The organism is Exiguobacterium sp. 8A, from assembly GCF_902506275.1.
Taxonomy (GTDB): domain Bacteria; phylum Bacillota; class Bacilli; order Exiguobacteriales; family Exiguobacteriaceae; genus Exiguobacterium; species Exiguobacterium profundum.
Genome location: NZ_LR733630.1, coordinates 1,079,686 through 1,097,867, shown reverse-complemented (window position 1 = coordinate 1,097,867; position 18,182 = coordinate 1,079,686). Strand labels below are relative to the sequence as shown.

General features: G+C 48.1%; 16 protein-coding genes, 1 riboswitch and 1 other annotated feature. Of the genes, 11 read left to right on the top strand and 5 right to left on the bottom strand.

What is annotated here, in order from left to right; translation table 11 throughout:
- The first annotated feature begins 202 nt into the window (after nt 1-202).
- Nucleotides 203-322, top strand: a riboswitch (SAM riboswitch).
- A 132-nt stretch (nt 323-454) separates the two neighbouring features.
- Complete coding sequence (gene metK / locus GVY42_RS05645; RefSeq protein WP_012726792.1) at nt 455-1,663, top strand: methionine adenosyltransferase; 1,209 nt, start codon at nt 455-457, stop codon at nt 1,661-1,663.
- A gap of 37 nt (nt 1,664-1,700) precedes the next feature.
- Here the strand turns inward: metK and GVY42_RS05640 are convergent, their stop codons facing one another.
- The gene (locus GVY42_RS05640; protein WP_159562570.1) at nt 1,701-2,219 is read right to left on the bottom strand and encodes a hypothetical protein; all 519 of its coding nucleotides are present in this window, start codon (nt 2,217-2,219) and stop codon (nt 1,701-1,703) included.
- A 165-nt stretch (nt 2,220-2,384) separates the two neighbouring features.
- On the opposite strand from GVY42_RS05640, the gene GVY42_RS05635 reads away from it, so the two are divergent.
- Together GVY42_RS05635 and GVY42_RS05630 are read left to right on the top strand one after the other, a co-directional pair.
- Nucleotides 2,385-2,855: a GNAT family N-acetyltransferase gene (locus GVY42_RS05635; RefSeq protein ID WP_159562569.1), complete on the top strand. Its 471-nt coding sequence runs from the start codon at nt 2,385-2,387 to the stop codon at nt 2,853-2,855.
- Nucleotides 2,856-2,943: 88 nt separating this feature from the next.
- Nucleotides 2,944-3,657: an alpha/beta hydrolase gene (locus GVY42_RS05630; RefSeq protein WP_074036433.1), complete on the top strand. Its 714-nt coding sequence runs from the start codon at nt 2,944-2,946 to the stop codon at nt 3,655-3,657.
- Between the two features lie 31 nt (nt 3,658-3,688).
- On the opposite strand, the gene GVY42_RS05625 is transcribed toward GVY42_RS05630, so the two are convergent.
- Both GVY42_RS05625 and GVY42_RS05620 read right to left on the bottom strand, forming a co-directional pair.
- Nucleotides 3,689-4,261: a class I SAM-dependent methyltransferase gene (locus GVY42_RS05625; RefSeq protein ID WP_159562568.1), complete on the bottom strand. Its 573-nt coding sequence runs from the start codon at nt 4,259-4,261 to the stop codon at nt 3,689-3,691.
- A complete protein-coding gene (locus GVY42_RS05620; RefSeq protein ID WP_159562567.1) occupies nt 4,215-5,189 on the bottom strand; it encodes a TIGR01212 family radical SAM protein in 975 nt (324 codons plus the stop codon). Before GVY42_RS05620 ends, GVY42_RS05625 begins: the two co-directional genes overlap by 47 nt.
- A 178-nt stretch (nt 5,190-5,367) precedes the next feature.
- Between GVY42_RS05620 and GVY42_RS05615 the strand changes: the two genes are divergently transcribed.
- The 5 genes from GVY42_RS05615 to GVY42_RS05595 all read left to right on the top strand — a co-directional run bounded on the left by GVY42_RS05615 (nt 5,368) and on the right by GVY42_RS05595 (nt 12,185).
- Nucleotides 5,368-6,558 carry an MFS transporter gene (locus GVY42_RS05615; protein ID WP_236548930.1) on the top strand — a complete coding sequence of 397 codons (1,191 nt, stop codon included), beginning with the start codon at nt 5,368-5,370 and terminating at the stop codon, nt 6,556-6,558.
- Nucleotides 6,559-6,597: 39 nt separating this feature from the next.
- Nucleotides 6,598-6,813, top strand: a binding site (T-box leader).
- A gap of 39 nt (nt 6,814-6,852) precedes the next feature.
- Complete coding sequence (gene leuS / locus GVY42_RS05610; RefSeq protein WP_159562565.1) at nt 6,853-9,258, top strand: leucine--tRNA ligase; 2,406 nt, start codon at nt 6,853-6,855, stop codon at nt 9,256-9,258.
- 117 nt (nt 9,259-9,375) lie between these two features.
- On the top strand, nt 9,376-10,503 hold the full coding sequence (locus GVY42_RS05605; RefSeq protein ID WP_236548929.1) for a hypothetical protein: 1,128 nt from the start codon (nt 9,376-9,378) through the stop codon (nt 10,501-10,503).
- Between the two features lie 17 nt (nt 10,504-10,520).
- On the top strand, nt 10,521-11,033 hold the full coding sequence (locus GVY42_RS05600; protein ID WP_159562563.1) for a hypothetical protein: 513 nt from the start codon (nt 10,521-10,523) through the stop codon (nt 11,031-11,033).
- Nucleotides 11,034-11,180: 147 nt separating this feature from the next.
- Nucleotides 11,181-12,185: a DUF2268 domain-containing protein gene (locus GVY42_RS05595; RefSeq protein ID WP_236548928.1), complete on the top strand. Its 1,005-nt coding sequence runs from the start codon at nt 11,181-11,183 to the stop codon at nt 12,183-12,185.
- Between the two features lie 105 nt (nt 12,186-12,290).
- Here GVY42_RS05595 and GVY42_RS05590 read toward each other — a convergent pair whose 3' ends face one another.
- A complete protein-coding gene (locus GVY42_RS05590; RefSeq protein WP_159562562.1) occupies nt 12,291-13,556 on the bottom strand; it encodes an NAD(P)/FAD-dependent oxidoreductase in 1,266 nt (421 codons plus the stop codon).
- A 143-nt stretch (nt 13,557-13,699) separates the two neighbouring features.
- On the opposite strand from GVY42_RS05590, the gene GVY42_RS05585 reads away from it, so the two are divergent.
- Both GVY42_RS05585 and GVY42_RS05580 read left to right on the top strand, forming a co-directional pair.
- The gene (locus tag GVY42_RS05585; RefSeq protein WP_159562561.1) at nt 13,700-15,397 is read left to right on the top strand and encodes a polysaccharide biosynthesis protein; all 1,698 of its coding nucleotides are present in this window, start codon (nt 13,700-13,702) and stop codon (nt 15,395-15,397) included.
- Entirely contained in the window at nt 15,397-16,110 is a 714-nt protein-coding gene (locus tag GVY42_RS05580) for a pseudouridine synthase (RefSeq protein ID WP_159562560.1), read from the top strand. The genes GVY42_RS05585 and GVY42_RS05580 overlap by 1 nt, the downstream gene beginning before the upstream one ends.
- Nucleotides 16,111-16,204: 94 nt before the next feature.
- On the opposite strand, the gene GVY42_RS05575 is transcribed toward GVY42_RS05580, so the two are convergent.
- On the bottom strand, nt 16,205-16,426 hold the full coding sequence (locus GVY42_RS05575; protein ID WP_012726776.1) for a DeoR family transcriptional regulator: 222 nt from the start codon (nt 16,424-16,426) through the stop codon (nt 16,205-16,207).
- 308 nt (nt 16,427-16,734) lie between these two features.
- Between GVY42_RS05575 and pepV the strand changes: the two genes are divergently transcribed.
- Nucleotides 16,735-18,123 (top strand): dipeptidase PepV, encoded by a 1,389-nt coding sequence (gene pepV / locus GVY42_RS05570; protein ID WP_196430932.1) that lies wholly within the window; start codon nt 16,735-16,737, stop codon nt 18,121-18,123.
- Nucleotides 18,124-18,182: the final 59 nt, after the last annotated feature.

Below are 18,182 nucleotides of genomic sequence, written 5' to 3'. Positions count from 1 at the left end.
TCTCTCTAAGTAAGCGCTTTCTTACAAAGTCATTTTATCACATTCTCTTATCACAAGGTGTTAAAAAAAAGAAACGAAATAAAAAAATGTTTGACGATTCACAAACAGAAATGTTTTGCAAGTCTGTGAAAACTTTTACGAATTCGTCCGATTCCCTTGACATAATCGAGTGTCATTTATATGATGGTTTTCGTAACGGATACTCTTATTCTGAGCGGTGGAGGGAACAAGGCCCTACGAAGCCCAGCAACCGTCCGACATGAAGTCTTGTGCGGAAAAGGTGCTATCCTGAAGCGAAGCCATTAGCTTCGAACGATAAGAGGGTAAGGAAGAACGATTCAACCTTTCCCCATGTATGTCATCGGGGGAGGTTTTTTTCATTACCGTCCCAAAGCAACGCGTAAGGGGAACGAGTACCGTCCACATAATACCCTTATTATAGGAGGTTTTTTGAATGTCAAAATTGAACCGTCGACTTTTTACTTCAGAGTCGGTTACTGAAGGACATCCAGACAAAATTTGTGATCAGATCTCTGACTCCATCTTGGATGCCATTTTAGCGGAAGACCCGAATGCCCGTGTTGCGGCAGAAACGTCTGTCACAACAGGTCTTGTACTCGTAGCTGGTGAAATCACAACGTCAACTTACGTGGATATCCCGAAAGTTGTCCGTGAAACAATCCGCGAAATCGGATACACGCGTGCGAAATATGGCTTTGATGCTGAAACGTGTGCGGTCTTGACGTCAATCGATGAGCAATCGGTAGACATCGCGCAAGGTGTTGACCAGGCGCTTGAAGCACGTGAAGGTCAGATGACTGAAGAGGAACTCGATGCAATCGGTGCAGGAGACCAAGGTCTTATGTTCGGATATGCGACAAACGAGACACCTGAACTCATGCCGCTTCCAATCTCGTTAGCACACAAGTTGTCACGTCGTCTTGCTGAAGTGCGTAAGAACGGTACGCTCGAGTACCTTCGTCCGGACGGGAAGACGCAAGTAACCGTCGAGTATGATGAGGACAACAACCCTGTGCGCATCGATACGATTGTTATTTCGACACAACACGCTGAAGAAATCACGCTTGAGCAAATTCAAGAAGATTTGAAAAAACATGTCATCGAGGCAGTCATTCCTGCTGAACTCATCGATGCTGAAACAAAATACTTCATCAACCCGACTGGTCGCTTCGTAATCGGTGGACCACAAGGGGACGCAGGTTTGACTGGACGTAAGATCATCGTCGATACGTACGGTGGATACGCTCGTCACGGTGGCGGTGCATTCTCTGGTAAAGATCCTACAAAGGTTGACCGTTCAGCGGCATACGCAGCCCGCTATGTAGCGAAAAACATCGTTGCAGCAGGACTTGCTGATAAAGCAGAAGTTCAACTTGCATACGCAATCGGTGTTGCACACCCAGTATCAATCGCTGTCGATACGTTCGGCACAGGTAAATTGAGCGAAACGGAACTCGTTGAACTCGTTCGCGAGAACTTCGATCTCCGTCCAGCAGGCATCATCAAGATGCTTGACCTTCGTCGCCCGATCTACAAACAAACGGCAGCTTACGGTCACTTCGGTCGTACAGACATCGAACTCCCATGGGAGCAAACAGATAAAGCAGCCATTCTTGAAGAAGGCGCGAAACGTTTCGCGTAATCATCAAAAACGACCTTTCCGAGGAAAGGTCGTTTTTTTATGCTGTCGGCGGTGCCTGTTTGTTCGAATCGGATGAAGAATCGGTTGTCGGATCTTGTCCAAGCGCCGTATCCTTCGCTTCGACGACTTTCTCCCCGATGTCCTGTAAGTCCGACTTGGCCTCTTGAGCCGTCTCGACGATTTTAGTGACGTCCTCTTTCACGGTATCGACTTCCCCGACGACTTTTTCGTATACGTTTTGGACATCTGTAGAGACTTCTTGAATCTTTGTCGAGGCCGACTTCACTTGTTCAATGACTTGAGACGCCTTTCCGGCAGGATCTTGTTTCACTTCGTTGACGATGCCCCCGACCGACGATTTCGCATTCGAGAGGGATTGCTTTGTCTGCTCCCGGTTCGAGGAGCTAAGTAAGGCGAGTAGACCACCGACGAGTGCACCGAGCAACATCCCGGTCACGACACTGATTTTTGGACTTCCCCCGTCCAATTGATCAAATTGACGGTTCGGGTTTGCTGTCTGTTCTACTTTCGGGTCATGTTCTTGTCTAGGTTCCATGTGGTTCCACTCCTTCGTTTGATTGGCATTGGTTGTGTTATACCCTAGAGCAATGTCTACGTAACGTTTTCTGATGAATCGTCATGAAAAAGAAATGAAGGAGCAGGATAAAAACACCGGGATAGGGAATGATACAAATAGATTGGCCAAAAGGGGGAAGCTGTCATGAACATGAGGGAAGCAGTGCCAGAAGATGCGACGCTGATTCGGAACATCGCGCTGGCGACCATTTCACAGGATGATTCCAATCGAACGAGAGCGATGGAACGCGCGTATCGGCAAGAAGAGATTGTACGAGCAATCAGTTCAAGTGAAGAAGCACGAGAACAGTATTTTATCGTTGGCGAATATGAAGAAGATGTCATCGGATTTTGTCATGCCATCGATCGCGGTGACATGTGGGAGATGCTCCGCCTCTATCTGCACCCCGATTATCATCGAAACGGCTACGGCGCAGCCTTTTTGGCCCACCTTCAATCGAAAAAAGAACAGCCGATGGAAGTGTACGTTGAGAATTCGAATGAGCAAGCAATCGCCTTCCTCTTGCATCAATCTTTCAAAGAAGTGAATCGCATCCAGGAAGAGGTATATGATCGTCCGATGGAACTCATCCATTTACGATATGACCCGAGCTAAGCCTCCAGACGGATTTTATTTAAACATCAGTTGCGGCTGATGTTTTTTTGATACAATGAATGTAGTCTATAAACGAGGTGACGGCTGTATGGCAAATGAAGAAGTACGAAAAGGAGTCATCGTCATCGTGTATCCGTTACAATTCACGTCACGGATCAGCGAGAACTTTATTCGACGGCTCGAAGACGAGTATGAAGTCATCGTCGTCCGCGAACAATCGATTGGATTGACGGCGGGTGACCATAAGCAACTAATCAAGCGAGCATTGCGCGAGGCAGGAGAATATAAATTACCGATTCATGTCGTGGCATTCAGTCTTGGCGCACTCTTAACGAATCGCCTTTTGCAGGAGTACGATGTGCCACTCGGGAGTCTCACATATATCTCCCCATTGTTTGATTGGCATGCCACTCGTCAAATCGGTGGGTTGAAACAAGTCGTCGCAAGTGCTGTCGACCGTTTTCGTCCTGACTTGCCACTTGGGATGATGACATTTACTGGCGGCGGAGACGAGTCGTCCCGATTCGGAGAAATCACATATGCGCAATATCGGGAGATCGAAGAAGAAATCGTCGAGCATCAGGAAGAGAAGAAGCATCTGCCACGCCTTCCGCTCGCCTGTTTCTATGCACCAGACGACCAGTTTGCGGACGTGAAGTTGACGTTGAATGTTTGTCGAAAAATCGGTGGGGACCAAGTGTATATCCGGCGATTGGAAGGATTCCCACACTTTGGTTACGAACGATTGAACACGAAATTCGCGGAAACCCTCATGACGTTTTATGAATTGATTCAAGAATGACAGAAGGCGACTCTAATGAGCCGCCTTTTTCTTATGCACGTTTTTCAATCGCCACGATGAATGGGGGATGATTGACTTGGTTGATAAATCCATAACGCAGGACGCCTGCCTGTTTTTGATCGAGGGACTCTACATAATGAAGCACCTCGTCTCGTTCGACTTTCCCACTTTCATGTCCGTGGTAAATCACGATGACGATGACGCCACCGACAACCATGACGTCTAATAGTTGGGATAATGCGGCAATCGTCGTATTTCCGTGTGTCGTGATCGATTTATCACTTCCCGGTAAATACCCTAAGTTGAAGACGGCCGCGGTGATCGGACGCGCTTCCTTTTCAACGACCGCTTGGACCGTATCGTGACTATCATGAATCACGGTCACACGTTCACTGACATCCGCTTCTTCAACCCGCGCCTTTGTGGCTGCTACAGCTTCTGATTGGATATCAAAAGCATAGACATGTCCTGTCTCGCCTACAGCATTCGCTAAGAACAACGTATCGTGTCCGTTCCCGGCCGTCATATCGATGGCGACCTGACCTTCCTCGAGATGGTCATGTAGTAATTTTTTTGCAAAAGGTAGTACTCTCATTAATCCCATACATCTCATCCTTCTTTTTTCCTTGAAAAGAATCCCGGCGCTCCAATTCCGCACGAATCTTGTTTAGCACCTGCATCTTGTGACGGCTCCATAGCGGACCGATCAAGAGGTCGGGAGGACCGTCTCCTGTCAAACGATGGACGATCACCTCGGGGGGAATCCGTTCGAGTTGATCACAGACGAGGGAGACGTATGTGTCTTCCTCCATCAAGTCGAGCAGTCCTTTCTCATATTGACGGGCGAGCGGTGTGTGTTTCAAGACGTGAAGTAAATGGATCTTGATTCCTTGTATGTCCATTTTAGCAACTTCTCGTGCCGTGTCGAGCATCATCTCTGGTGTCTCACCTGGGAGGCCATTGATGATATGAACGCAGACACGAATGTTGTGACGGCGAAGTTTCGCAAGACCGGTCAAAAACGATTGATAGTCGTGCCCGCGATTGATCTTTTTAGCGGTGGTGTCGTGTACGGTCTGAAGACCAAGCTCTACCCAAAGGGAAGTCCGTTCATTCAACTCTGCTAAATAGGCGACGACGTCGTCCGGCAAGCAGTCAGGACGTGTCGCAATCGAGAGACCGACGACCCCATCCTCATTTAGTGCCGGTTCATACAATTCACGTAACCGCTCGACTGGTGCATACGTATTACTAAACGCTTGGAAATAAGCAATATAATTGGCATTTTTCCACTTCCGGTGGAGACGAGCCTTCACTTCTGCAAATTGAACGGGAATCGGATCGCAAGCATTTCCCGCGAAATCACCACTTCCATCGTCCGAACAGAAGGTGCATCCGCCTTTTGAGACACGTCCGTCACGGTTCGGGCACGTGAAGCCACCATCGAGTGGCACTTTAAACACCTTGCCCCCGTACTCTCGGCGATACGCCTCATTTAGTGTATGGTAGCGATTTTGACCGAATGGATTCATGTTCATCTCTCCTTCCTTGCTCATCCTATCACAAACGGAAAATGACAAAACTTCATAATAAGTAATTTTTCTTGACACTTCGTTGGCGTTCGTTTAGGTTTGATAAGGAAATCTTGTCGATTCGGCCTTTTTGTGCCGATTTTTTTAATGTGAAAGAAGAATGAAAGGAGGACTTGGTGTGAACAATAAAATGCCAATTTCGGTATGGATTTTAGTCATTGCGATGGCGCTCAATACAACGGCGGCGTCTTTTTTATGGCCATTTAACACACTGTATATTCATGATTTTTTAGGTGAGTCGATGACGCTTGCTGGGGTGGCGCTTCTTGTGAACTCGGCACTCGCGATTGTCGGGAACTACATCGGAGGGACGCTATTCGATCGAATCGGTGGGAAGACGACGTTGATGATTTCTGTCGGTCTCTTGCTCGCGAGCTCGCTTGGATTTTTACTGTTTCATGCCACGTTCTTCGGCTATCTCGTATGGCTCGGATTGATCGGTCTTTCAGGTGGACTCGTCTTTCCGACCGTATATGCGTTTGCGGGTCTCATTTGGCCAGAAGGGGGACGCCGTTCGTTCAATGCGATTTACGTCGCGCAAAACGTGGGGGTCGCCCTCGGTACGGCAATGAGTGGTCAAATCGCTCGATTTAACATCGAGTGGATTTTTTATGCGAACTTCTTCTTATCGGTCTTATTTGTCGTAGTGCTCTTGTTTGGACTGCGTTATTTGAAAAATCCGGCACGTCCTGTCGTTCAGTCGCAACTAGAAGCGGCAGCCACGACACTATCGAGTGCGACGATGAAATCGATGTGGTATGTCGCCGTCGGTTATGCGGTGCTTTGGTTCGTGTATGTTCAATGGCAGGGGACGATTGCGGTTCACTCGAAAGATCTCGGCGTCACAATCAGTCAATACTCACTCCTTTGGACAGTGAACGGGGCGATGATTGTCTTCGCACAACCGTTGCTCAACCGCGTCTTACGACAGTTTGAGGACGACTTAAAACGTCAATTGATCATCGGGGCATCCATCTTCCTCGGTGCGTTCTTGATTGTCCCATTCGCTGGTGGATTCGGGATGTTCATGGTCGCGATGGTTGTCATGACCATCGGGGAGATGTTTGTCTGGCCAGCTGTTCCGACGATTGCGGCGAAGCTTGCCCCACCTGGGAAAGCTGGGCAATACCAAGGGCTCGTCAATATCGCAGCATCCGTCGGTCGAATGATTGGACCGACGTTGTCTGGTTTTGTCTATGACATGTTCGGCATTACAGCAGTCTTCGGCATGCTTCTACTACTTGCTACGTTGGCCTTAACGCTATTTGTCATCATGAAAGACATTCGTGTCACAGAAAAATCAAGTTGACGTTGAATTTCAGAATGGGCTAAAATAGACTACGATGAATAGCAAGCGTTGAAGAGGACTAGTAGCGAACGTTCCGTTTCAAAGAGAGTCGATGGATGGTGTGAATCGATAAGCGGATGTTGTGAACTCGCCTTGGAGCTGTTTTCCTGAAACGAGTAGGGAAAACCGGGGTTACGCCTCGTTACCGGCGTCTCAAGTGGCAGCAATGCAACATGGGTGGTACCGCGGAGAGCTTTCAAGCCTTTCGTCCCATTTTCGGGGACGGAAGGCTTTTTATTATGCAGAGGAGGAAGAATGTTGAGCTATTTTAAACATCAAGAAATCGAGCCGAAGTGGCAAAAGCGTTGGGAAGAGAAAGAAGCATTTAAAACGACAGAAGACCCGGAGAAGGATTGTTTCTATGTCCTTGATATGTTCCCGTACCCATCCGGTGCAGGTCTTCACGTCGGTCACCCGGAAGGTTATACGGCGACGGATATCATCGCTCGTATGAAACGGATGCAAGGATATAACGTACTTCATCCGATTGGCTGGGATGCATTCGGTCTTCCTGCCGAGCAATATGCACTCGACACAGGGAACGACCCGCGTGAATTCACAGCGCGTAACATCGAGACGTTCCGCCGTCAGTTGAAAGAACTCGGATTCTCATACGATTGGGACCGTGAAATTAGCACGACGGACCCGAAATACTATAAATGGACGCAGTGGATCTTCACGCAACTCTTCGAACGTGGTCTTGCATACGTCGATGAAGTCGCGGTCAACTGGTGCCCGGCTCTCGGTACAGTCCTTGCGAACGAGGAAGTCATCGATGGGTTGTCAGAGCGTGGGAACCACCCGGTCTACCGTGTCCCAATGAAGCAGTGGGTGCTTCGTATCACGGAATACGCAGAGCGTTTGCTCGAAGACTTGGAAGGTCTCGATTGGCCTGAGAGCGTGAAAGAGATGCAACGCAACTGGATCGGCAAATCGGTCGGTGCCGAGGTCGACTTTAAAGTCGATGGTCACGATAAGATCGTCACGGTATTCACAACACGTCCAGATACGCTTCACGGGGCGACATACGTAACACTCGCACCAGAGCATCCGTTCACGAAAGTGGTCACGACACCGGAACAATCGACGGCAGTCGAAGCATACATTGAGGAAGTCTCGAAGAAGACGGACCTCGAGCGTACAGACCTTGCCAAAGAGAAGACAGGTGTCTTCACGGGCGCTTATGCGATCAACCCGGTGAACGGTGAGAAACTTCCGATTTGGACAGCGGACTACGTCCTCTCGACATACGGAACAGGTGCGGTCATGGCCGTTCCTGCACACGATGAGCGCGATTATGAGTTCGCGAAAACGTTCGACCTTCCAATCCGTGAAGTCGTTAAAGGCGGAAACGTGGAGGAAGCGGCTCACGTCGAAGATGGAGAGCACGTCAACTCAGGTAGCTTGAACGGACTTAATAAAGCCGATGCCATCAAGACGATCATTGAAGAGCTTGAAGCGAGTGGCACGGGTCGTGCGAAGACGACTTACCGCCTTCGTGATTGGTTGTTCAGCCGTCAACGCTACTGGGGTGAGCCGATCCCGGTTGTCCATATGGAAGACGGTACGATGAAGACGGTACCGGTCGAAGAGCTTCCGCTCGAACTTCCGATCATCGATGAAATCAAACCATCAGGTACAGGCGAATCGCCACTTGCGAACGCGGAAGAATGGTTGACGTACACGGACCCGGTCACTGGGGAAAAAGGTCGTCGCGAAACGAACACGATGCCACAATGGGCAGGTAGCTGCTGGTACTACATTCGTTATATCGATCCAGATAACGAAGAGATGATTGCAGACCCTGAAAAACTCAAGCGTTGGCTTCCAGTCGACTTGTATATCGGAGGTACGGAACATGCCGTCCTTCACTTGCTCTACGCACGTTTCTGGCATAAAGTTCTTTACGATATCGGCGTCGTCCCGACGAACGAACCGTTCCAAAAACTCTACAACCAAGGGATGATCCTCGGGGAGAACAACGAGAAGATGTCGAAATCTCGTGGGAACGTCGTCAACCCGGATGATATCGTGAAGTCGCACGGAGCCGATACACTCCGCCTTTACGAAATGTTCATGGGACCACTTGATGCAGCAATCGCATGGTCGACGAATGGTCTTGACGGGGCACGTCGCTTCCTCGACCGCGTTTGGCGTTTATTCGATCAGACGAACTTCGCAGACGTGGCACCGACTGCAGACTTTGAACGCACGTATCATCAGACGGTGAAAAAAGTTACGGAGGACTATGAAGCCCTTCGCTTCAACACGGCGATTTCGCAATTGATGGTCTTCGTCAATGAAGCGAACAAACAAGAGACGTTGCCGAAATCGCAAATGGTCGACTTCATCAAGATGCTTTCACCGGTCGCGCCGCACTTGTCTGAAGAGTTGTGGGAGAAGATGGGCATGACAGAAGAGTTGACGTATGCGGCTTGGCCGACATACGATGAGTCAAAACTTGTAAGCGACACGATTGAAGTCGTCATCCAGGTGAACGGGAAACTCCGTGCGAAAATGCACGTCTCTCGTGACGCATCAAAAGAAGCACTTGAGGCGGAAGCACTCGGGAACGAGCGTGTCCAAGAGTTCACAGAAGGCAAGACGGTTCGTAAAGTCATTGTCGTTCCTGGAAAACTCGTCAATATTGTAGTTGGCTAACAAAAAGAATGTGTGACATTGTCGCACATTCTTTTCTTTTTGGTGAGGTCATTTTCTTTTATGGACGGTTTTGATACACTAAAGGGCGATACTGAAGTAGAAGGGGACGACATGTCCATGAAACGTTCTTATGTGCTATACACGACATTATGTGCTGTCGTGGTCGGTGTGATCCTTTGTTATGTTTTTGTCTTTTCAGATGAAGAGATTCAACGACAGGTCGCCTCGACATTTGAAAAAATTGATATTCAAACGAGTCATCAAACGGCCTCACTTCCACCCGTGGAAGCTGCGCAGGATGATGAAGATATCGATACGACCGATGCCCTCGAACAAATCAGTCAAATCGATGAAGTGTATTACAGTGACACGATCGGGGCGTATTTGGTCTTAACCGAACAAGCTGAATTTTTTGAAGTGAGCGGAAACGGGACGCGCGTCAACTCTGTGCTCCAACTTGAGAATTCTGGGAAACAGCGCCTCGATGACTTTATCGGGATGCGCATGGTCGAAGAAAATCTTGTGTATGCGGTGACAGCGAACGGTACGCTCATTACAATCGAGCGAGAAGAAGGACGCTGGGTCGAGCGACCACGTAAACAAATCAAAGGACTCGTATCGGAAGACCGAATCTTTGGTCTTGGGTATGACCGGGAAACGAAACGGCTGTTCATGATGAACCGATTGGCGGATACCCCGGACCTTGAGCTCCTTTATGTCGAAGAACGGGAGATCGAACCGGAGACTCCGGCCGATGACAAATCATCAGAAACGTCGACTGACGCTGACACGACTACTCAAGAAACAGAAGAATCATCGGAAGATTCAACGACAGAAAACGTCTCGACGAATGACGATGCCTCGAGCGAAACGGCTGCAACTGAAGACGCGCCTGACAATGAGTCAAACGAACAAGAAGCGGAAGAAGAGAAACAAGAGCCCGAGACCGAATGGATGCTTGATTCACGACAAGCGTTATCTGCTGACGGGATGAGTGCTTCCATCCAGCAAAAATTCGAACGGTTCGAAGGAGTTGGGCTAGTAGAGAGGCAAGGGCGCATCTACGTGCTCGACTCTGAGGAGCTCGTTCTCTATACGGTCAACCCAGAAGAAGGGACCATCAACGGTCAGATGGTGACGCCTCGTGTGTATGATTCGACCGGTATGTTTTTACAAGACAATGAAATCTTTGCAATCGTCCACCCGGAAGTATTCGATTTAGATGCCTTCGTATCTGTGGACTGATCATGGGGGAATGACAGATGAGCAAGCGTTACTTTTTTGAAGAAGTGAAACAATTCCATGAGACATTTGGACATCCAGGAGCGAAATCGCCGCAACCGTTGACGCTTGATCGTGCGACAAAACGATCGGTGTGGACGGCAGAGGAAGCGGTCGTCGAGTTTTTGCATCAATCATCGCAATCGGAAGAAGAGTTTTTACAAGCCATCGAGCAATTCCAAGTAGGATTCCAGAAAGCGGTCCAAAAATCGTTGCAAGACGCACCACCGTCGGATGAAGTGGAACGCCTCGTCGGACAAGGGGATGCATTGACGGATGCGTTATACTTTGTGATGGGCAGTTTCGTTGAACTCGGGCTCGATCCCGTTCCGTTATTTGAAATCGTCCAGCGCGCCAATATGGCGAAACTTGGACCGGACGGGAAGCCGATCTTACGCGAGTCGGACAATAAAGTCATGAAACCTGAAGGATGGATGCCGCCCGAGCCGGAGCTCGAAAAAGAAGTGCGTCGTCAAATCGCAGGGAAAGAATAATCACAAACGGCTTGAGCCCTCACTAGAATGGGTTCAAGCCGTTTTTTGTTATGATGGTCGTGATGACATGCTGATATTAGATGGGATTGGAAAGGTTATGGGAGTAATTAATGGTATAATTTAACAGAAGTAAGCGAATGAGGGATATTGATCATTGATATGGAGGTCATTCAACTGAAAAAATTGATTAGTATGTTATGTGTGAGTTCAGCACTTCTGTTAGCAGCGTGTAGTGAGGATGAAAAAGATTTAGAATCTAAAAAATCAGAGCCTGACGTTTCAATCGAAACGATAAAAATTAATGAAGAGAATGAATTGACAATCGTCCCACTCTATATCCAATACCAACAATATTTGAACGCATCCCTTGAAACAACTGATGCGGAGGAAAATAAACAAAACTTCAAAAAATATGTATTGGATTACATAGGGGAAGTCGGAGAGGAAGAAAAAATCGATACATCTATATTAAAAACTGATTTTAATCTAAAGCCGACTCCTCATAAGCAACAATTGATGAAACAGTTAGATAAATTAATCGAGCAGCATGACGAGATTAAAGAGATTATTGCATCGACATATGCAGATTCAAATCAAATTCTCCCCAAAAAGAAGAGCACAGTGTTTATTGCACCGTATAATCCTGAATTCTTCTACGATAGTGAACCGTTGAAAGGTGTAGGCGCAGCAGCATACAAAGACGCATTCATCTTGTTTCTCGATACAGATTTTGACGAAGGTGTGTTAGCCCATTCGACGGCTCATGAATACCATCACCTGATCCTTCGTGATCAAAACGAATATAACCTGAGTTCGATTCTCGAGTCAGTGATTATCGAAGGGAAAGCGGATGCGTTTGCCGACCGCATTGTCAAAGGGGTAACGCCACCGTGGTATGTAGACGTTGATGAAGCGACCATGAAACATATTGCGAGTCGAGTGAATGATTATGAAACGTCCTTCACCGATTTTGTAGTCGGTAATCATCAAAAAGAGATGTCACGTTGGAGTAACTATATTCTAGGGAAGGATGTGCTCCATGACTATTTGACGGCGCACCCAGAACTGTCGATTCCCGAATGGACCTTCAAAGAAGATCATGAGATTTTAGAAAAATACAAGTATCGAGATGTGATGGAATTGGAAAATTAAGTTGAAAAGAATGTTAAAAGGCTTGACCCTGAATGAGACAGGATCAAACCTTTTAATTGTTTAGTGATCATGATAGAACGCAGACGATGCGTTTGACCGAACCGTTTACCGCCCTGTCGCCAGTTCGGCTGCATGCGATCCAGCACAATGTCCTGTCGTGAAAGCGGCCGTGATGTTGTAACCGCCTGTATATCCATGAATGTCGAGCACTTCACCGGCAAAGAAGAGACCTGGTGCCTTCTTTGACATCATCGTCTGTGGTGCAACTTCTTTAACCGAAACGCCGCCACCTGTGACGAACGCCTTATCAAAGTCGAGTGTCCCGACGGCGTGCATTTCGAACATTTTCAAACGTGTTGCGAAATCGATGACGGATTGCTTCTTCAACTGACTCGCGTCTTCTTCTCCAAATGCGAGTTCTTCGAGCAACAAGTCAAGAAGTCGCTCGGGGATATAGCCTTTCCATACGTTTTTAACGGCACGCTTCGGTTGGCTCTGTACTTGGTTCCACAGTTCCTGAACGAGCTCATCTCGTGACGTGTCTGGGAAGAAGTCGAGTGACAAGAGGACGATTTGCTCTTTGCTGCGCTTCCGTTCTTTGATTGTGTACTGACTGCAACGGAGCGCGATTGGACCTGAAATCCCGAAATGGGTAAAAATCATGTCTCCCTGATGCGTCTTGATCGCCTTCCCTTTTTTGCCATGCACCGTCAAAGCGACGTCCCGTAACGATAATCCTTGAAGTTGTTTCGTTCCGATGAACGCGTCATTCAATTTGATTGGCACCTCTGTCGGGAAGAGTTCGGTGATCGTGTGTCCTGCCTTCTGTGCCCATGGATAGCCGTCTCCGGTCGAACCGGTGTGTGGGACGGACTGTCCGCCGACCGCGACGACACAAGCTTTTGCCTCGAGCATCTCACCGTCCATCAACTCGACAGCGTGAAACTCGTTTTCCTCATTAAAATGTAGCGTTTTGACTTCAGCTTTTTTTCGAATCTCGACGCCGAGGTCTTCGATTGCCCGAAGCAACGTGTTGACCACGTCCTGTGCTTTATCTGTCACTGGGAACATTCGTCCGTTGTCTTCCTCTTTTAGCGGAATCCCGAATCCAGTGAAAAGGTCGATGATGGATTGGTTGTCGAACTGGGCGAGGGCGCTGTATAAAAAGCGACCGTTCCCGGGGATGAATTGAATCAATTCATCGATTGGTTTTCGGTTCGTGACGTTACAACGTCCTCCACCTGAAATGGCTAATTTTCGACCGAGTTTCGAGCCTTTATCAATCAGCAAGGTCGATGCGCCACTTTTTGCCGCAGCATACGTTGCCATGAGTCCGCTCGGCCCTCCACCGATGACGATGACATCTTTCATAGGTAATCTCCTCATTTCTTCATCTATATGATTAGTAAAATTATCGTAACTTTATTATCCGTAACAGTAAGAGTATAATGAGAAGCGGTTGTTTTGTAAAACCGAATTCATTGAAATAGTTGATTTATAGATGGAGGTACCTCATGTCATCAAGCGCCAAACAAGATTCTGGAAGAGCCTCCTTCGTCAAAGGAACGCTTCTTTTATCAGCGGGAAACTTGATTTCCCGAATGTTAGGACTATTGTACACGTTCCCGTTCCAAGCGATGGTCGGGATTGCCGGAGTGACATTATATCAAGCGGCATATACGTATTATGCGATCATGATCTCCATTTCGACGGCAGGGATCCCCGTCGCCGTTTCGAAATTTATCGCAAAATATAATGCACTAGGAGAATACGGGACGAGTCAACGACTGTTCCGACAAGGGATGAAGCTGATGCTTGCGACCGGTGTCGTCGCTTTTTTATTACTCTTTTTTGCAGCACCATGGCTATCCGAACTGATGGTCCGAAACTCGGAGAACAATCAGCAATACATTGACTCGCTCACCCTCGTGACACGAAGCGTCAGTTTTGCGTTACTGCTCATCCCGGCGATGAGTATGGTACGCGGTTATTTCCAGGGACATCAAGATATGGCTCCGACGGCAATCTCACAAGTCGTCGAACAGATTGTACGCATTCTGTTCCTTCTCAGTGGAACGATGCTCGTCTTGTTCGTCTTTGCGGATTCCAACTTCATTCAACCGATTGCCAATGCCCTCGGAGGGACGCAATCCGTTGAAACGACTGAATTGAACGGATTGAAAGTCATCGCGGTCACGATTGCGACGTTCAGTGCGTTCATCGGGGCAATCGGTAGTTTCGCCGTGCTCATCATGTATTGGAAGCGTCGGAAGGACATTCATCGTCAGACAGAGAATCCAGCGGGCACACCGGTCCGCTCGATGAAATCGTTATTGCTTGAATTGCTTAGCTATTCAATTCCAATCGTGATGGTCGGGGTATCGACCCCTCTCTATCAATTGATTGACCAATTGACGATGGTCAATACGTTACTCAGCTCGGGTGCGAGCGTTTCTGAAGCGACGTCGGCGTATGGCTTTTTGACCGGAAACGCCCATAAAATTGTGTTGATTCCAGTCTCTGTGGCAGCGAGTGTATCGATGGCGACGATTCCGCTTGTGACTCGTTCGTTCACGACAGGGGACATGCAAAAAGTTCGAAATCAAGTAAACCATATTTTCCAAGTCTCGTTCTTCGTGACGATTCCTGCGGTCATTGGTCTCGTGGCACTTGCGGAGCCATTGTTTGGCACCTTGTTCCCGGGTGACCGTGAAGGATGGGTATACTTGTTCCACTACGCACCAAGTGCCTTCTTCTTGGCGTATTACTCGGTCGCGGCTGCAATCTTGCAAGGCATCAATCGCCAGTATTTCACCATCTTTGCCACATCGATGGGACTGTTGACGAAACTTGCACTGAACGTACCGCTCGTCTATTGGCTCGGCGGAATTGGGGCCGGGTACGCGACCATCGCTGGATACATCGTGGCCATTATTCTCATGGTGTGGATGATTCAACGAACGCTCCACTTCCCATATAAGCAACTGCTTCGTCGTACCATCTTGATGTTCTTGATGGGTGGGGCGATGTTCGCAGCCGTCTTCCTCTCTCTTCTCGTCACAATGAATGATGAAGCGAGTTGGGGGAACGACATCTTTGCGACGATCGTGGGAGTGACAATCGGCGTTCTCGTTTATGGATACCTCGGCTGGCGAAGCCATCTCGCAGGGAAATTATTAGGGAAACGCTTTGAATATCGGAGGAAAATGTAATGCGGATTGATAAGTTGTTAGCGAACATGGGATATGGTTCACGGAAAGACGTGAAAATCCTATTGAAACAAGGGGCGGTGCGAGTCGATGAGGCACCTGTAAAAGATGCGAAACGGCACGTCGACCCAGCATCAGAGAAAGTCACGGTTTTCGGGGAAGTGGTCGAATATCGTCCATACATCTATTTCATGATGAACAAGCCGGAAGGTGTGGTCAGCGCGACGGAAGATCAAGTCGAAACGACGGTCATCGACTTGATTGATTCCGAGTATGCGCATTATGACCTCTTCCCGGTCGGTCGTCTCGATAAAGATACGACGGGACTGCTCCTCATCACAAACGATGGCGCATTCAATCATGCGCTCATGTCACCTCGCAAGCATGTCGACAAAGTATACATCGCCGAAGTCGACGGAGAGATGACAGTAGAGGATATCAAGACGTTCGCGAATGGGGTCGAGTTAGAGGATGGGTATACGACAAAGCCGGCTCGTCTTGAGATACTGAGCCGGAGCGGACGTCGGTCGGTCATTCGTCTCACGTTGTCCGAGGGGAAATATCACCAAGTGAAACGAATGGTCGCGGCGGTCGGCAAACATGTCGAGCGATTGGAGCGTGTTCAAATCGGTGCATTGGAGCTCGATGAATCGCTTGAACTCGGCGCATATCGTGAGTTGACGGAAGAAGAGGTTCAACGGTTTCTTCAGTCATGAGTAAGATGAGAGAATCTGTCCGATGGGCAGGTTCTTTTTTATGAGATGAAAAAAGAGACCTAGCATGCAGGTCTCTTGAATATACATATACAATTCAGTTTGCCGTCTTGAGTGAACGTTTTGATGAAGTCCACGTGCCACGGCTAGGGCTCTCCACAAGGTTATTGTACTCAAGTACGTTCAAATCACGTTGCACGGTACGTGACGTGATGCCGAACTCTTCTACTAGTTCTGAAGTGGTAACGGATTCCCTTTCATTGATGAACAAATAAATGGACTTGATGCGCGTTAACATCCGATCTGTTGAGCCTTTCATTGGATAACCTCCCAATGTGTAGAATAATGATAAACCATACCTACAGACGACAAAATGAAATATAAAATTGTTATTTTCTAAAATTACACCTTTAGTATACCGCTCTTGAGCAAAAATGCAAGTGGAAAGCACGAACAATCTGTTTGTAAAGATTTGATTATGAACGTAAATATCGAATGAAGATTATATTTTTACATTGAAAAGAAGCTGAAACACGAACGAAAAAAACTTTTCTAAATGAATGTTCGTCTTTCATACATTTGGATATACTAGTAAGGGAGAGAACATTCGCAAAAGGGGAGATGAACATGAATTGGAGACAGGAAGTCGACAATCGTAAAGACGCATTTTTAGAAGATTTGAAAGGGTTACTTCAAATCCCTAGCGTACTCGATGAATCGAAAGCTGCACCGAACATGCCGTTTGGTCCGGAGGTTCGTCAAGCGCTTGACTACATGTTTGAAATCGGTGAGCGAGATGGATTTAAAACAAAAGACGTCGGAGGATACGCGGGACATTTGGAATATGGAGACGGGGAGGAAATCGTCGGCATCCTATGTCACCTTGACGTCGTCCCAGCAGGGGAGGGATGGACGTATGGCGCGTTCAACCCGACCATCACGACTGATGGGAAAATTGTGGCACGCGGAAGTAACGATGATAAAGGGCCATCTATGGCTGCATACTACGGGCTACGAATTGTCAAAGAGCTCGGGCTACCACTTTCAAAGCGGGTCCGTTTGATTGCAGGTTGCGATGAAGAGAGCGAATGGCGCTGTGTCCGCGAGTATTTCAAACAAGAACAAATGCCGACGTATGGATTTGCGCCAGATGCGGATTTCCCGATCATCAATGCTGAAAAAGGGTTGTATGATGGTGTGTTGACTCAATTACCGATTCAACGTGTACCAGGTTCTGCCTACCATCTCGTGTCATTCACGAGTGGGGAGCGTCCGAATATGGTGCCGGACTTCGCGAAAGCCGAATTGAAGACGGATGAGGTACTCGAGGAGAAGTTCGAGGCTTATCTCGAAAAATATGAAGCGGACGGAACGTGTGAATACGACCGTGGCACATATACGTTTACGATGAAAGGAAAAGCGGCGCACGCGATGGAACCGGATAACGGAGTCAACGCGGCTTACGTCCTCGCTGGATTCTTGTTACATCTTCCACTTGATATTCAAGGCGAGCGCTATGTTGAATTCGTTCGTCACGTATTCGCCGATTCTCGTGGGATTTCGCTTGGGATTGAAGCGAGCGATGAGACGGGCGACTTGACGATTAATGGCGGCGTCTTCCGATACAATGAAGAAGAGCGTACGGCGACGGTCAACATTCGCTATCCGTATACGGCCAAATTCGAAGAACGGTTACAAAACCTACGTGAAATCGCTTTGTCATTTGGGTTCGAGTTGAAGACCCGTCAACATATGCCGCCTCATCATGTGGCAGAAGATCACCCACTCGTGAAGACACTAGCAGGCGTGTACGAGCGTCAAACGGGAGAACATGCAAACTTGATGGCCATCGGAGGCGGAACATATGCACGTTCGCTCGAGGCAGGTGTCGCATTTGGCGCATTGTTCCCAGGTGCTAAAGATGTGGCGCATCAGGTCGATGAGTATATGGAGATAGAAGATTTATTACGTGCCGCGGCAATCTATGCTGAGGCCATTTACGAGCTCGCTAAATAAGAAACAAGGAGAGCTGGCTGGTATAGTCGGCTCTCTGTCCTTTAGGAAGGAAGTTATCA

What these genes read in the sequence shown, in the direction of transcription:
- metK (WP_012726792.1), top strand. Translation starts at nt 455, where the DNA reads ATGTCAAAATTGAACCGTCGACTTTTTACTTCAGAGTCGGTTACTGAA.
- GVY42_RS05640 (WP_159562570.1), bottom strand. Translation starts at nt 2,219, where the DNA reads ATGGAACCTAGACAAGAACATGACCCGAAAGTAGAACAGACAGCAAAC.
- GVY42_RS05635 (WP_159562569.1), top strand. Translation starts at nt 2,385, where the DNA reads ATGAACATGAGGGAAGCAGTGCCAGAAGATGCGACGCTGATTCGGAAC.
- GVY42_RS05630 (WP_074036433.1), top strand. Translation starts at nt 2,944, where the DNA reads ATGGCAAATGAAGAAGTACGAAAAGGAGTCATCGTCATCGTGTATCCG.
- GVY42_RS05625 (WP_159562568.1), bottom strand. Translation starts at nt 4,261, where the DNA reads ATGGGATTAATGAGAGTACTACCTTTTGCAAAAAAATTACTACATGAC.
- GVY42_RS05620 (WP_159562567.1), bottom strand. Translation starts at nt 5,189, where the DNA reads ATGAATCCATTCGGTCAAAATCGCTACCATACACTAAATGAGGCGTAT.
- leuS (WP_159562565.1), top strand. Translation starts at nt 6,853, where the DNA reads ATGTTGAGCTATTTTAAACATCAAGAAATCGAGCCGAAGTGGCAAAAG.
- GVY42_RS05605 (WP_236548929.1), top strand. Translation starts at nt 9,376, where the DNA reads ATGAAACGTTCTTATGTGCTATACACGACATTATGTGCTGTCGTGGTC.
- GVY42_RS05600 (WP_159562563.1), top strand. Translation starts at nt 10,521, where the DNA reads ATGAGCAAGCGTTACTTTTTTGAAGAAGTGAAACAATTCCATGAGACA.
- GVY42_RS05590 (WP_159562562.1), bottom strand. Translation starts at nt 13,556, where the DNA reads ATGAAAGATGTCATCGTCATCGGTGGAGGGCCGAGCGGACTCATGGCA.
- GVY42_RS05585 (WP_159562561.1), top strand. Translation starts at nt 13,700, where the DNA reads ATGTCATCAAGCGCCAAACAAGATTCTGGAAGAGCCTCCTTCGTCAAA.
- GVY42_RS05580 (WP_159562560.1), top strand. Translation starts at nt 15,397, where the DNA reads ATGCGGATTGATAAGTTGTTAGCGAACATGGGATATGGTTCACGGAAA.
- GVY42_RS05575 (WP_012726776.1), bottom strand. Translation starts at nt 16,426, where the DNA reads ATGAAAGGCTCAACAGATCGGATGTTAACGCGCATCAAGTCCATTTAT.
- pepV (WP_196430932.1), top strand. Translation starts at nt 16,735, where the DNA reads ATGAATTGGAGACAGGAAGTCGACAATCGTAAAGACGCATTTTTAGAA.